General features: G+C 65.4%; 14 protein-coding genes. 9 read left to right on the forward strand and 5 right to left on the reverse strand.

What is annotated here, in order from left to right:
* Positions 1–187: 187 nt before the first annotated feature.
* From C1A30_RS04005 to mgrA, 7 genes are all read left to right on the forward strand, one after another.
* Positions 188–1,237, forward strand: coding sequence for an autoinducer 2 ABC transporter substrate-binding protein (locus C1A30_RS04005; RefSeq protein ID WP_101946961.1), 1,050 nt, complete (start codon positions 188–190; stop codon positions 1,235–1,237).
* Positions 1,238–1,304: 67 nt separating this feature from the next.
* The gene (locus tag C1A30_RS04010; RefSeq protein WP_101946962.1) at positions 1,305–2,819 is read left to right on the forward strand and encodes a sugar ABC transporter ATP-binding protein; all 1,515 of its coding nucleotides are present in this window, start codon (positions 1,305–1,307) and stop codon (positions 2,817–2,819) included.
* Entirely contained in the window at positions 2,816–3,874 is a 1,059-nt protein-coding gene (locus tag C1A30_RS04015) for an ABC transporter permease (protein ID WP_200828152.1), read from the forward strand. Before C1A30_RS04010 ends, C1A30_RS04015 begins: the two co-directional genes overlap by 4 nt.
* Positions 3,871–4,932 carry an ABC transporter permease gene (locus C1A30_RS04020; protein ID WP_200828153.1) on the forward strand — a complete coding sequence of 354 codons (1,062 nt, stop codon included), beginning with the start codon at positions 3,871–3,873 and terminating at the stop codon, positions 4,930–4,932. The genes C1A30_RS04015 and C1A30_RS04020 overlap by 4 nt, the downstream gene beginning before the upstream one ends.
* Before the next feature lie 29 nt (positions 4,933–4,961).
* Positions 4,962–5,963, forward strand: coding sequence for a dihydroxyacetone kinase subunit DhaK (locus C1A30_RS04025; protein ID WP_101946963.1), 1,002 nt, complete (start codon positions 4,962–4,964; stop codon positions 5,961–5,963).
* Between the two features lie 3 nt (positions 5,964–5,966).
* Positions 5,967–6,587, forward strand: a complete 621-nt coding sequence (locus C1A30_RS04030; protein ID WP_101946964.1) for a DAK2 domain-containing protein — start codon at positions 5,967–5,969, stop codon at positions 6,585–6,587.
* A 43-nt stretch (positions 6,588–6,630) separates the two neighbouring features.
* Positions 6,631–7,701, forward strand: coding sequence for an L-glyceraldehyde 3-phosphate reductase (gene mgrA, locus C1A30_RS04035; protein ID WP_101946965.1), 1,071 nt, complete (start codon positions 6,631–6,633; stop codon positions 7,699–7,701).
* Positions 7,702–7,704: 3 nt separating this feature from the next.
* On the opposite strand, the gene C1A30_RS04040 is transcribed toward mgrA, so the two are convergent.
* Positions 7,705–8,802 (reverse strand): AbrB family transcriptional regulator, encoded by a 1,098-nt coding sequence (locus C1A30_RS04040; protein ID WP_160112684.1) that lies wholly within the window; start codon positions 8,800–8,802, stop codon positions 7,705–7,707.
* An 11-nt stretch (positions 8,803–8,813) separates the two neighbouring features.
* A complete protein-coding gene (locus C1A30_RS04045; RefSeq protein WP_235009639.1) occupies positions 8,814–9,860 on the reverse strand; it encodes a PrpF domain-containing protein in 1,047 nt (348 codons plus the stop codon).
* Positions 9,861–10,082: 222 nt separating this feature from the next.
* Here C1A30_RS04045 and C1A30_RS04050 point away from each other — a divergent pair, with 222 nt between their 5' ends.
* Positions 10,083–10,553, forward strand: coding sequence for a VOC family protein (locus tag C1A30_RS04050; RefSeq protein WP_101946968.1), 471 nt, complete (start codon positions 10,083–10,085; stop codon positions 10,551–10,553).
* A complete protein-coding gene (locus tag C1A30_RS04055; RefSeq protein ID WP_101946969.1) occupies positions 10,553–11,398 on the forward strand; it encodes a pyridoxamine 5'-phosphate oxidase family protein in 846 nt (281 codons plus the stop codon). Before C1A30_RS04050 ends, C1A30_RS04055 begins: the two co-directional genes overlap by 1 nt.
* A 6-nt stretch (positions 11,399–11,404) precedes the next feature.
* On the opposite strand, the gene C1A30_RS04060 is transcribed toward C1A30_RS04055, so the two are convergent.
* Genes C1A30_RS04060 through C1A30_RS04070 form a run of 3 tightly spaced genes read right to left on the reverse strand, consistent with a single transcriptional unit; the run spans position 11,405 to position 14,140 of the window.
* Positions 11,405–12,226, reverse strand: coding sequence for a BtpA/SgcQ family protein (locus C1A30_RS04060; RefSeq protein ID WP_101946970.1), 822 nt, complete (start codon positions 12,224–12,226; stop codon positions 11,405–11,407).
* A gap of 46 nt (positions 12,227–12,272) precedes the next feature.
* Entirely contained in the window at positions 12,273–13,046 is a 774-nt protein-coding gene (locus C1A30_RS04065) for an SDR family NAD(P)-dependent oxidoreductase (RefSeq protein WP_101946971.1), read from the reverse strand.
* Positions 13,043–14,140, reverse strand: coding sequence for an ABC transporter ATP-binding protein (locus C1A30_RS04070; RefSeq protein ID WP_101946972.1), 1,098 nt, complete (start codon positions 14,138–14,140; stop codon positions 13,043–13,045). The genes C1A30_RS04065 and C1A30_RS04070 overlap by 4 nt, the downstream gene beginning before the upstream one ends.
* Positions 14,141–14,143: the final 3 nt, after the last annotated feature.

A 14,143-nucleotide genomic window follows, 5' to 3' on the forward strand; every position in this document is an offset into this window, starting at 1 on the left:
ACTAAGCGACCTCGGCGTGAGTCGCAACGCTGTGTTAGCCACATGATGCACGATTTCGCGCATTTGCCACACCCTAATGCACGATTTCGTGCCACCTGATGCTTGACTGTGCGCAGGGTCACGTCTACTGTCACGCAGGTCGGGCTGCGGTCGGCCCGAAATCCGGGAGTTCACAAGGGAGTGACGTATGCAGCAAAGGCGGGCAGCCCTTCTGGGCGCCGTGGGCTTGACCATGACCCTGATCGCCGCCTGTGGCTCAGTCGGCGGGGGAGCCGCAGGCAACAGCAGTGCCCCAGCGGGCGGCGGCACGCAGGACCCGAAGGACATGACGATGGTCAACGTCGTCAAGGTCAAGGGCATCGCGTGGTTCGACCGGATGGCCGTCGGCGATCAGAACTTTGCGAAACGCACCGGTGTCGACACCCGGCAGGAGGGCGCGGACGACACGAGTCCGGAGAAGCAGATCCAGATCATCCAGGACTTGATCCCGCAGCATCCCACCGCCATCACCGTCGTGCCCAATTCGCCGGAGGCGTTGCAGAACGTCCTCGGCCAGGCCCGCGCGCAGGGCATCAAGGTGGTGACGCACGAGGCCACCGGAATCCAGAACGCCGACATCGACATCGAGGCCTTCGACAACGCGGCCTACGGCAAGCAGATCATGCAGAACCTCGCACAGTGCATGGGCCAGCAGGGCAAGTACGTCCAGTTCGTCGGCGGCTTGACCGCAAAGACCCACATGCAGTGGGTCGGCGCAGCGCATGACCTGCAAACCAGCCAGTACCCGAACATGACACGCGTCGAAGACCCGATCGAGAGCACCGACAACGAGCAGGCGGCCTATGAGAAGGCCAAGGAAGTGCTTGCCAAGTACCCCGACATCAAGGGCTTCCAGGGTTCGGCTGGCAACGACGTGCCCGGAATCGCGCGTGCCGTTCAGGAAGCGGGTCTGCAGAACAAGATCTGCGTGATGGGCACCTCGATCCCGTCCGCGGCGTCGAAGTACCTCGCCGACGGATCGATCGACAAGATCTTCTTCTGGGACCCCGCGCTGGCCGGTGAGGCACAACTTCAGATCGCCATGATGCTCGCCCAGGGCAAGAAGATCGAGGCAGGTACCAACCTCAACATCCCCGGGTACGAGTCGCTGACCAAACTCGACGGCTACGACAACGTCTACGTCGGCAACGCCGCACTCGAGGCCGACGCAAAGACCATGTCCCAGTACAACTTCTGACGATCAGCACCGTAGCTGAAGGCGCGGCCGCGGCGATCCTGCGCGGCCGTGCCGGAAAGTGTCACCAATGACAGCACCAAGCGCCACCGACACGGCCAAGCCGGTGCTCCAGGTACGTGACATCGTCAAGACATACGGCGGCGTCACGGCCCTTGACGGCGTCTCCTTCGACCTCTATCCCGGCGAAGTGCACTGCCTGGCAGGCGAAAACGGCTGCGGCAAGTCCACGCTGATCAAAATCATCTCCGGCGCGGAACGACCGGACGCCGGCGAGATCGTCATCGACGACGTCGCACACCGCTTCATGAACGCGACCGCCGCGATCACCAGCGGTATTCAGGTGATCTACCAGGATTTCTCGTTGTTCGGGAATCTGACCGTCGCCGAGAACATCGCGCTCACCAGCGCGGTGGCCGAACGTCGTCGGCTCTACTCGCCGTCGGATGCGAAGCAGACGGCCAAGCGCATCGTCGACGAACTGCGGTTGAACCTCGACCTCGACGCCGACGTCGCGGCGCTGACTGTCGCCGATCGCCAACTCACCGCGATCTGCCGCGCCGTCGTACACGAGGCCCGCGTCATCATCATGGACGAGCCCACCACCGCGCTCACGCACAGCGAAGTCGACCGCCTCTTCGCCCTCGTCGACACGCTTCGCTCACGCGGGGTCGGCCTGGTCTTCGTCTCCCACAAGCTCGACGAAGTCCTGCGCGTGGCACAGCGCGTCACGATCCTGCGCTCCGGCAGGCAGGTGGTCACCGGTCCGACCAGTGAGTTCACCCGGCAGTCGATCAGCGAGTGGATGACCGGACGCGAACTCAGCGAAGAACGCGTCGTCAGTGCGCTGCCCGCCACCGCGCCGGTGGTCCTCGACGTCGAGGGACTGAACCGCCCCGGTGCCTTCACCGACGTGAGCTTCACCGTCCGTGCGGGTGAGATCCTCGGTGTGACAGGGCTTCTCGGCTCTGGCCGGACCGAGATCGCCGAAGCGCTGTTCGGGGTGCGTCCCGCGTCGAGCGGCATAGTGAAACTCGACGGAAAGCCGGTCACCCTACGCTCGATCCAGGACGCCATCGCCGCAGGCATCGGCTACGTCCCCGAGGACCGGCTGACGCAGGGCCTGTTCATGGACCGCGCCATCGGCGACAACATCATCGCGGGATCGCTCGACCGGTACCGGACGCGTTGGCGCACACTGGACAACGCGAAAACCCGCGCGACCATCCGCGAACTGTTCGACCGGCTGCGCATCAAGGCGCCGCGCGTCGCAGCCCCGGTGCGTTCGCTGTCCGGCGGGAACGCCCAACGGGTGGTGCTGGCCAAATGGCTGGCCATCAAACCTCGTGTGCTGATCCTCAACGGGCCCACCGTCGGCGTCGACGTCGGCTCCAAGGCGGACATCCTCGAGATTCTGCGCAGTGAGGCTGCCGAGGGCCGCGCCATCATCGTCATCTCCGACGACGTCCCCGAACTCGTCGCCGCGTGCCACCGGGTCGTCGTGGTCCGGCAGGGCCGGATCACCCACACCCTGGAAGACGACGACGTCAACTCTGACCTCATCCTGGAGAGGATCGCGGCGTGACCGAGACACGGCCGCAACGCTTCTCGATATCCGATCTTCGGGGACGCAACAACGAAGGCATCCTTGCGCTGATTCTGCTCGGGCTGATCATCGTGATGTCGATGCTCAATCCGGTGTTCTTCTCGGTGTCGACGCTGTTCGCGATCGTGCGTAGCTCGATCGTGCCCCTGATCTTTGCGCTCGGCGTGCTGCTGGTCATCATCAGTGGCGGAATCGACGTATCCTTCGCCGCGATAGCGATATTCGCCGCGTACACGACCGTGATTGCGTTCGGGTCCGGCGCCTTCGGCACAGGTCTGGTCGGCGCTGTCCTGCTCGCCCTGGCGATCGGTGCCGCGCTCGGCCTGATCAACGGCGTCGTGATAGCGCGCTTCCGATTGCCGACGCTGATCGTCACGCTGGGCACCCAGGGCATCTTCAAGGGCGCCCTGCTGACCTTCGTCGGTTCGCGCTACATCGCGGACCTGCCGCCCGCCATCGCCAGCCTGTCGACCACCAACCTGCTGTCGGTGGCGACCGAGAGCGGCCGCGCCTACCTGCACGTGATGGTGATCCCAGCGGTGCTGCTGTGCTGTGTGGTCGCGTTCATGTTGCGGCGCACCATGTTCGGGCGCTCCATCTATGCGATCGGCGGCGATGTCGAGGCGGCGCGACGCGCCGGGTTCCGGGTGGTCAGGACCCAGATCCTGCTTTACGTGCTGGTCGGGATGACGGCAGCGCTTGGCGGACTGATCTACATCATCATGGGTCGCAGCGCCAGCCCGCAGGATCTGGTCGGCACCGAGCTCGACATCATCGCCGCTGTGGTGCTGGGCGGTGCGTCGATTTTCGGCGGCCGCGGATCGGTTGTCGGCACCATCCTGGGTGTGTTGCTGGTGCAGGTGATCGGCAACAGCTTGATCCTGGCCGGCGTTCCCAGTGCGTGGCAGCGCGCCGCCGTCGGCACGCTGCTCATCATCGGCGTCGGTGTGCAGGCCGTATCGGCCAAGCGCCGCCGTAAACGCCAGCCGAGCGCGGAGGGGCCGGATCTGACGCAGGAGGCGATGACCGTATGACCGGCCTCCGCCAACTCAACGACGATCTGGGCACGCGCACAACCGAACTCATGGATCGGCTGCAGGTCAGCCGTGGCACCGGGCGGATGTTGCTGCTGCTGGTGGTCGCGTTCGCATTTTTCGCCGCGCTGCGCCCCAACGTCTTCCTCAGCACACTGAACCTGCAGAACCTGGCGCTGGCCGCGCCGGAAGTCGGTGTGCTCGCGATCGCCATGATGCTGGCGATGCTGACCGGGGGCATCGACCTGTCGCTGGTGAACATCGCCAACCTGTCGGCCATCACCATGTCGACGCTGTACACCACCATCCACGCCAGCAACCCGGCGCTGGCCGAGCAGCTGACACCGCTGCTCGTATTGGCCGGGCTGGCAATGGGATTGCTGGGCGGCGCGATAAACGCCGTGCTGGTCGCCTACGTCGGTATCACGCCGATTCTGGCGACGCTGGGCACCATGCAGGTCTACAACGGGATCGCGGTGGTGTGGACCGGAGGCCGCACCCTCTACGGTTCGCCTGCGGCGCTGACCAACCTCGGCCAGGCGACAGTCGCCGGAATCCCGATCCTGTTCCTGATTTTCGTGGTGGCCGCGGCGCTCGTCGCGTTGTTGATCAACCGCACACCGATCGGCCTGAAGATCCAGCTCGAAGGCTCCAACCCGATGGCGGCCGGTTACTCGGGCATCCGCAGTCGTTCGGTGCTGACGAGCACCTATTTGGTCACAGGTCTGCTGGGCGGGTTGGCCGGGGTGCTGTTCATCGCGCGCAATCCTTCGGCGTCTGCCGACTACGGGGCGTCTTATGTTCTGCTCGTCATCGTCATCGCGGTGCTCGGCGGAACGAACCCGACCGGCGGCTTCGCCACGGTGTTCGGCGTCGTATTGGCCACGCTCACATTGCAAATCGTCGCCAGCGGGTTCACCGCGCTACGGCTGTCGGCGTACCAGTACGCGATCGCCCAAGGGGTGATCCTGATCCTGGTGATGATCGCCGATCAGGTCACCTTGCGCCGCCGCAGACGAAAACCGGCGCAGCCGGCCACGGTCGGCGCCGACCGCTGATCGCACCGCACATCCGGACAGAGGAACAGATGAAGAAGATCCTGAACCAACCCGAGCATTTCGTCGACGAGATGGTGGAAGGCATCCTGCTCGCGCACCCCGACAAGGTCAAGACGCCCGGCGACGACCGCCGGATCATGGTGCGTGCCGACGCTCCCGTCGACGGGAAGGTAGGCATCGTCACCGGCGGTGGCTCCGGACATCTGCCGCTCTTCAAAGGCTATGTGGGCAAGGGTTTGTGCGACGGCGTCGCGATCGGCAACGTGTTCAGCTCGCCGAGCTCGCAACAGTGCTTCGAGGCGACGGCCGCGGTGAACGGCGGTGCCGGGGTGCTGTACCTGTACGGCAACTACGGCGGTGACGTCTTCAACTTCGACCTGGCCGCCGACCTGGCCGAACTCGAGGACATTCCGACGCGCACGGTGCTGGGCCGTGACGACGTCGCCAGCCAGCCCAAGGAGCGCAAGGCCGACCGCCGCGGCGTGGCAGGAATCTTCTTCGCCTACAAGGCTGCCGGCGCCGCCGCCGATCGCGGCGACGATCTCGACGGCGTCGCCGCGGTCGCCGAGGACGTGGTGGAACATACCGCCACCATGGGGATAGGCCTGTCCCCGACGATCCTGCCGACCACCGGCGCCCCGAGCTTCGAGCTGCCGGACGGCGAAATGGAGATCGGAATCGGAATCCACGGCGAGCCAGGGATTCACCGTGGTGAACTCGACACCGCAGACGCCATCGCGGATCGGATCGTCACGGCGTTGGTCGACGATCTGGGGTTGACGTCGGGCGACCGGGTGGCCGTCCTCGTCAACGGCCTCGGGGCGACGCCGCTGGAGGAGCTCTACATCCTGTACCGCCGCACCCACCAGGTGCTCAGCGAACTCGGGATCGCGATCGCCAAGAATTATGTGGGGGAATTCGCGACCAGCCTGGAGATGGCGGGAGCTTCGATCTCTCTGCTGGCACTCAACGACGAGCGGTTGGCTCTGCTGAACGCGCCCGCGTCGTCTCCGTTCTTCGAGCAGGCCTGAGCCGTGAACGCGGACGAACTCAAGGAGCAGATCCGGGGCAGCCTCACCGAATTGGTGAAGAGCGCCGACGAATTACGGGATCTCGATCAGGCGCTGGGCGACGGCGATCTGGGCATCACGGTCACGCTCGGGGCCGAGGCGGTGATCGAGGCGGTGAGCGCGCTACCGGACTCCGTCACACCTGCGCAGATCGCGCGTGAATGCGCCAAGGCGTTCGCGAACGCCAATCCGTCGACCATGGCTGCGCTGGTCGCAGGCGGGCTGCTTGCCGGCTCGAAGATCTGGACCGACGTCACCGAGATCTCGGTCGGCGACGCGGCCAGGTTCATCCGCGCGGCCGGTGACAACATCGCTTTGCGCGGTAAGACTCAACTCGGTGACAAGACCATCCTCGACGCGATCATGCCCGCGGCGGACGCCTTGGACGACGCGACGGACGCCGTGTCGGGATTGCAGGACGCCATCGCGGGCGCCGAGCGCGCGGTCATCGACACCACCGCCCTGCAGTCGCGCCGCGGCCGGGCATCCTGGTTGCAGGAACGCAGCATCGGCCTGCAGGATCCGGGTGCGACCGCCTTCCTCCGCTTCCTGGAATCGTGGCGTGATGCCGCGAAGGCATCGTGAACGCCGTTGTACACCAACCTATTCAAACGCTTAGGATCATTTGATGACTAGTGACCTTCCCATCTCCGGTGTCCCGTTCACGAACGATCCGTGGGTGGCTTCGCAGCAGCGCTACGACGCGATGCCCTACCGGCGAGTGGGTACCTCGGGGCTGTTGCTGCCCGCGATCTCGCTGGGCCTGTGGTACAACTTCGGCGACAACCGGGCGTTCGACGATCAACGTCGAGTGCTGCGGTACGCGTTCGAGCACGGTGTCACGCATTTCGACCTCGCCAACAACTACGGCCCACCGTACGGGTCGGCCGAAGAGAACTTCGGCCGCATGTTGCGTCGCGACTTCAAGCCGTACCGCAACGAACTGATCATCTCCACCAAAGCCGGGTGGGACATGTGGCCGGGCCCGTACGGCCAGCTTGGTGGTCGCGCGTATCTGCTTGCCAGTCTGGATGATTCGCTGGATCGCCTCGGACTCGACTACGTCGACATCTTCTACTCGCACCGCATCGATCCGGTGACCCCGCTCGAGGAGACCATCGGCGCGCTCGACACCGCGGTGCGCGCGGGTAAGGCCCGCTACGTCGGCATCTCGTCGTACTCGGCCTCCAAGACCGCCGAAGCGGCGGCCATCGCAAAGCGCCTCGGTACCCCACTGGTCATCCACCAGCCGTCGTATTCGCTGCTGAATCGGTGGGTCGAGGGCGATCTGCTCTCCACCCTCTCCGACGCCGGGATGGGCGCCATCGCGTTCACCGCGCTGGCGCAGGGCTTGCTGACCGACCGTTACCTGGACCAACCGGCCACCGAAATCTCGCGGGCCACAACACGTCCGACGTTCGACGACGAGCTGGTCACCGAGAACGTGCGCGAACGTCTGCAGGGTCTGGCCGCCGTCGCCAAGCGGCGTGGCCAGAGCCTGGCCCAGATGGCGCTGGCCTGGGTGCTGCGCAATCCCGCGGTGGCCTCGACACTGGTCGGCGCGTCAAGCGTCGAACAACTGCAGGAGAACCTCGGAGCGCTCGACAACCTCGAGTTCACCCAGGATGAGCTGAGCGAAATCGACGAACACGCCAGGGAATCCGGTATCGACCTGTGGCGCGAAAGCTCTGACGTCTGAGACCTACGCGGCGACGGCGGCCAGTTGCGGCGACATGGGGATCCGGTACGGCCGCCGTGACCGGTCGTCGAACCATCCGATCAGCTTCGGAATGAGTCCGGCGGCGAACACCATCGTGATCAGCCTGAGCACCTGCAGTGTCACTACGATCGGCCCGGAGTGCACCTCGTTGGCGATGGCCAACACACCGTAGATGCCGCCGGGGGTGGTGGCCAGGTAGGCGTCGGACAGCGACACCGAAGCCCAATGGCTCACGGCGACAGCGACTCCGAAGCAGCTGCCGATCGTGAGCGCGATGAAGGCCAGCGTCAGCGGGATCAACCGGACGAACCGGCGCAGCACGTCGACGGCGAACCCGCCGCCGGCCTGCCATCCGATCACCACGTACGCGATGCTGGTGACCACCGTGGTCGGGCTCACCAGCGTGGCGAACGACGGGTCCGTGACCGCCAACACCGCGGTCGCGACCAGCGGGCCGAGCAGGAACGGCGCAGGCATCCGGATCAGCTTGGCGCCATGTCCGGCGACGAAGATCAACGCCGCCATCGTGAGCAGTCCGACGATGTTCCAGTGGTCCTGGGGTGCAACGAGTCCCGGGGCTTGGTCCCTGGTGCCGAGCGCACCGAGCACCATCGGCATCGTCAGCACGACGATGGTCAGGCGCAGGTACTGCGACAGTGCCACGTAGCGTTCGTCGGCGCCGAGGTCGCGGGCCATGCTGGAGATCGTGCTCGCGCCGCCTGCGATCACGGACAGGTTGGCGGTCGCGGTGCCGAGGTCCCTGGCCAACCGCGCGAGGGCCAGTCCGAAGACGAGGCTCAAGCCCAGGGTGACGCTGACCGAGAAGGCTGCGCAGCCCGCGAAGTGGACCAGGTCCGACGGCGTCAGCCTGGTGAGCGGTTCGACCGCGACGACACCGATGACCCCCTGGGCGGCCGACATCGCCTTGGCGGGCGGGTTGAGTTCGCGCCGGGAGGTCAACGCGACGATCGCCGCTCCGAGCATGCCTGCGATCAGCCAGCCCGCAGGCAATGCCAGCCAGGTGAACAGGGTTCCGAGGCCGACGATGATGACCGCGGCCGACACCAGACGCATTTTCATGGACATCGTCCTCACTTGTTTTCGTTGGTAGCGGGGAGCTCGACAAAGGCCGTGCCGTCGAAAAGTTTTCGCGCTGTCGAGGTGATCGTGGCACCGATCGGCGACTCGTCGTCGAGGCTGACAGCGAGCTCGAGGACGCCGCCTGGGTGCTCGATACGGATAGCGGATCCGGTTGATCCGGTGTGGAATTCGTGGGCGACGGTCCCCGGGATGGCCACCGTGGCGGCCAGGTTCATGGCTCCGGTGACCGCGTGCGCGGGGTGGCATGAGGCCGGGACGAGGTAGCGCGAGCGGATGTCGGCCACCCCGGAGTCGGAGACCAGCATGACCTTGGGAACGACCCGACCGGTCACGTCGCCCATCCCCATCAACTCGCCTGCCTTGCGACGGATGCGCTCGACCCGTTGCAGCAGCACGCCGTCGGTGTTGATCTCCGCGGGGCTCTCCGCACCGGTGAGGCCCAGATCAGTTGCCCGCATGACGATGGCGCACACGCCTGCGTCGACGCAGCTGACCTCGACACCGTCGATGTGGTCGGTGCGGTTGCCGGTGGGGAACAGTCTGCCTGTCGTGCCACCGGCGAAGTCGGTGAAGGTCAATGCGACTCCAGCGGCGGTTCCGGCGACACCGGCGATGTGGTGATCACCGCTGTACTCGACCACGCCGCCGGGTGTACGTACGGTCGCCGCGACGCGGGCTCCGGTGTTGACCAACCGGATGCGTACCTCGGTCTGCTCACCGGTGATCGGAACCAGACCCCGCTCGATCGCGAACGGCCCCACGCCGGCAAGAATGTTGCCGCAGGTGGGGGTCCAGTCGACAGCGCCGGTGCCGGGGTCGACCTGGGCGAACAGGTAGTCGACGTCGACGCCGTCCTCATCTGAGGCGCCGACGATGGCGACCTTGCTGGTGGTCGTGGCGTCGCCACCGAGGCCGTCGACCTGACGCGAGGCACCGCCCATCAGTGCGGACAACAGCGTGTCGAGCGATCCCTCATAGCCGCTCAGGTTGTCGCGCAGCAGATAGACCCCCTTCGACGTTCCCCCTCGAATCTGCATGGCGCGCAATGAGATAAGCAATCTCTGATCCGTTCTTCGTCACTCACCCGGGATGGGCTCGCGTCTGAAGTTACGAAGGATCGGCAACGACGTCGCGCTTGTGCGCACAACCCGCACAACAGTCGATAACCGCCTTTTGCGCATTGTGCTCGGCTTGCGAAGAATTCTTCTAACCCTCTACGATGTTTTAGACAGTTAGATTACTCAAACGAGGAGGAAGCAATGAGAGCCCAAACGGACCCCACGCCAGTGGCCTCTCCGATCGGCCATGTCGGTCTCAATGTCACAGATGTCGCCCGCTCGATGGACTTTTACCGGGCGGTGTTCGGCTTCGATCTGCTTGCCGAAGGCACTGACGACGGCCGCCGGTACGCGTTCCTCGGGCGTGCCGACACCGTCACCCTCACGCTTTGGCAGCAGAGCGACGGCGCCTTCCAGACTGCACAGCCCGGCCTGCATCACATCGCGTTCTCCGTGCCGACCCTCGCCGATGTCGAGGCCGCACAGGATCGACTGCGGCAACTCGATGTCGCGTTGATCTACGACGACATCCTGGCCCACCAGCCGGGCGCCACGTCGGGCGGCATCTTCTTCACCGATCCCGATGGAATTCGCGTCGAAATCTGCACCAGTGAGGGCCTGGAAGCCCACCCTGCACGTGAGGATGGCGCGCCCAGTTGCGGGTTCTTCTGATGCGACGGACCTATCACGCCGGTGAACTGGCAGTCCAGGCTCAGGCGGATACGGTCGCGCAGGCCGCGAAGATGGCGCGCACGGTTCGGACGACGGTGCCCAATGCGCTGTCGCGATTCTTGACGACGTTGCCCTGGGCTCTCATCGGCGGCTCCGATGAGGGCGGGCATGTCTGGGCGTCACCAGTTTTCGGCAAGCCGGGGTTCATCGGCACTGTAACTGACACCGAGGTGCGGATTGCCGCGCACATGCTCACGGGGGACCCGCTCCTCGGGGCGGGAGGCCGAGGGACCGGTTGGCCAGCCGGGATGCTCGCCATCGATCTGCAGCGGCGGATGCGTGCGAGGATCAATGGAACGCTGCGCGCCGACGAGGGCGGCATGACAATCATGGTGGCCGAGTGTTATGCCAACTGCCCCAAATACATTCACAACCATCAGCTCGACGCCGAGGACGTCGCGGCACACCCGGCCCGCATCCGATCGGACCGGGTGTCTGCCGAGGGGCGGGCACTCGTTGCGGCTGCCGACACGATGTTCATCGCAACCGTCGGCCCCGATCTCAGCGCCGACGTCTCGCACCGCGGCGGCCCGCCCGGGTTCGTCGAGTGTTCCGCCGACGGCACGACGCTGCGGTTCCCCGACTATCCGGGCAACGGCGTCTTCAACACCCTCGGCAACCTGCACTGCGACGCCAGGGCGGGCCTGACGTTCTTCGGTTTCGAAACCGGTGAACTTCTTCAACTCACCGGATATGTGAGCGCCAAGCCGACGCCCAACCGAACCGTCGAATTCAATGTGGTGGAAGCCATTTCGTGTGCGAACTTGACACGTCGGCATCCGTAGGGCTTGTTACGCCAATTGCTCGCGGAACTTGCGTGCCGCGGTCATCAACTCGTCCACCCGGGCCCGGTCGGCGCGGTTTTCGAAGACACCGTCGTGCTTGAAGTACGTGCCGACGATCGCTCCGTCGGCGATGTCGAGTTGATCGGCGACATTCTCCGCACGTACCCCGGTGTTCACGAAAACCGGAGTAGCACCCGCGGCCGACTTCACCAGCCGCAAGGCGTCGGCGTCGGTGGGTGATCCGGCGGTCGCTCCCGACACGCAGATGGCATCCGGCGCTGTCGCGAACACCGTGGTCCGCGTTATTGATTCGAGGTCGCGGCTGGCCAGGTAGGCGGCCGACTCCGGGACGATGTTGAAGAACAGTTTGACGTCGGCACCGCCGACCCGGGCGCGGTGGCGAGCGACCGCACCCACGTTGGTGTCCCACAATCCGAAGTCACTGGCGTACACCCCGGTGAAGATCTCGCGCACGAACTGAGCGCCGGTGGCGACCGCCAGATCGATCGACGCTTGCCCGTCCCACAGCACGTTGACGCCGTAGGGGATGGCGATCTGCGGCAGCAACTCGCCGATGACCCTGGCCATGGTGATGGCGGTGATCGGTTCGGTTTTGGTCAGATACGGCAGGCTGAACTCGTTGGAGAACATCACGCCGTCCACGCCGCCGGACTGCAGGGCGTCCAGTTCGGTGCGGGCTCGCGCGACGACGGCCGCTACGCCGCCCGCGGAGTCGAAGCCGGGATCGCCGGGAAGTGCGGCGAGGTGGAGCATGCCGATGACGGGCTTTCTGACCTTGAAGACCTCGTCCAGCCAGGTGGTGGTCACGTTATACCTCTCTCAATTGTGGTGTATCGCAAGTTGGTGGGGCGGCCTAGTCCATGTAGGCGCCGCCGTTCACAGCCAGGGCTTCGCCGGTGATGAAACGCGCGTCGGGGGAGAGCAGGAACGCGACCGACCGGGCGACGTCCTCGGGTTGTTCGAGTCGTCGCAGCGGGGTGTCGTTGATCATCATGTCGCGCACCTCGTCGGGGGTGGTGCCGCGTAACTCCGCTTCCCACACGAGTTCTCGTGATTGCATCGGTGTCTCGACGTAGCCGGGACAGACGCAGTTGACGGTGATGCCGTGTTGCCCGAGTTCATAGGCCATCGCCTGGGTCAACCCGACCACGCCGAACTTCGACGCCACATAGTCGGAGAGGAACGGCACTCGGCCCTGCTTGCCTGCCATCGACGCGGTGTTGACGATGGCACCGGGCGTTCCGTTACGCACCATGGCGCGGGCCGCGGCCTGGCCGCACACGAACACCCCTTTGAGATTGACCTCCATCGTCTTGTCGTAGCGCTCGATCGGTGCCTCCAAGAAGGCATGCATGAACGAGATGCCGGCGTTGCTGACCCACGCATCCAGGCCGAGGCGGCCGGCGACGTCATCGGCGACGGCGGCCGCGCCCGACGGCGAACTGACATCCAGCACAGCGGATTCGTGCTCGGCGCCGTCGATGGGCGGCAGCGATGTGGCGACTTGTTGCGCTGCGTCGCCGTCGATGTCGGTGACGATCACCTGCCAGTCCCGTTGTGCCAGGGTCGTCGCGATGGCTCTGCCGATGCCGCTGCCGGCGCCGGTGACTACGACTGTCTTGGTCATGAGATGTTCGTCCCCATCTGCCGTTGTGGTGAGTCGAAGCCAACGACGCGTTGGCCGGTTTGTGCGTCGAACGCGTGCACCCCACCCGGTCGGGCCGACAGCGCGACGCGCGCGCCTTCGGCGATGCCGGTCAATCGCGACACCTCGACGACGCTGGTGAGTTCGGTGCCGCGGGCATCCACTGTGACGATCGCTCGTGGTCCCAGGAGTTCGATGAGCCGGACACGGGCGTCGGCGGTGTCGTCCGCCGTCAGCACAAGGTCGTCGGGACGAATGCCGAGGGTCAGGTGTCCGCTGGCGCCGCCACCCGCGATGGTCAGGGTGAAACCGTTGGCGAGAGTGAAGGTTTCACCGCGGAGGTCGCCGTCGATGAGGTTCATCTTGGGACTGCCGACGAACGCTGCGACGAAGGTGTCGACCGGAGTGTTGTACACGTCGAGCGGTGTGCCGACCTGCGCTGTTCGCCCGTCGCGCATCACCACCATGCGATCCGACAGCGTCATCGCCTCTTCCTGGTCGTGGGTGACGTAGAGGCTCGTGATCCCCAGTCGGCGCTGGATCTGCAGCAATTCGGTGCGCGTCTCGACGCGCAGTTTGGCATCGAGATTGCTCAGCGGTTCGTCGAACAGGAACACCGACGGTTCCCGGATGATCGCTCTGCCGATGGCGACCCGCTGTTGCTGGCCGCCGCTGAGATCCTTCGGTTTGCGCCCCACCATGGCGCTCAGTCCGAGAGACTCGGCCACCTTGTCGGCGCGTTCGAGGGCCTCCGAGCGCGGCGTCTTGGTAGCACGCAGCGGGAACGCGATGTTCTCTCTGACGCTGAGATGCGGGTAGAGCGCGTAGTTTTGGAACACCATCGCAACGTCGCGGTCGCGTGGCTGCAGGTTGGTGACGTCACGGTCACCGATCATGATCGTGCCGGAGGTGACCGATTCCAGTCCGGCCAGCATCCGCAGCGATGTCGACTTGCCGCAGCCGGACGGGCCGACGAGGACGGTGAACGAGCCGTCGGGCAACTCCAGGTTCAGATCGCTGACCACAGAACTCGACCCGTAAGACTTGTTGACACCGGAGAATCGGATAGTTGTCATGTG

This window comes from Mycobacterium sp. 3519A, assembly GCF_900240945.1.
GTDB lineage: Bacteria > Actinomycetota > Actinomycetes > Mycobacteriales > Mycobacteriaceae > Mycobacterium.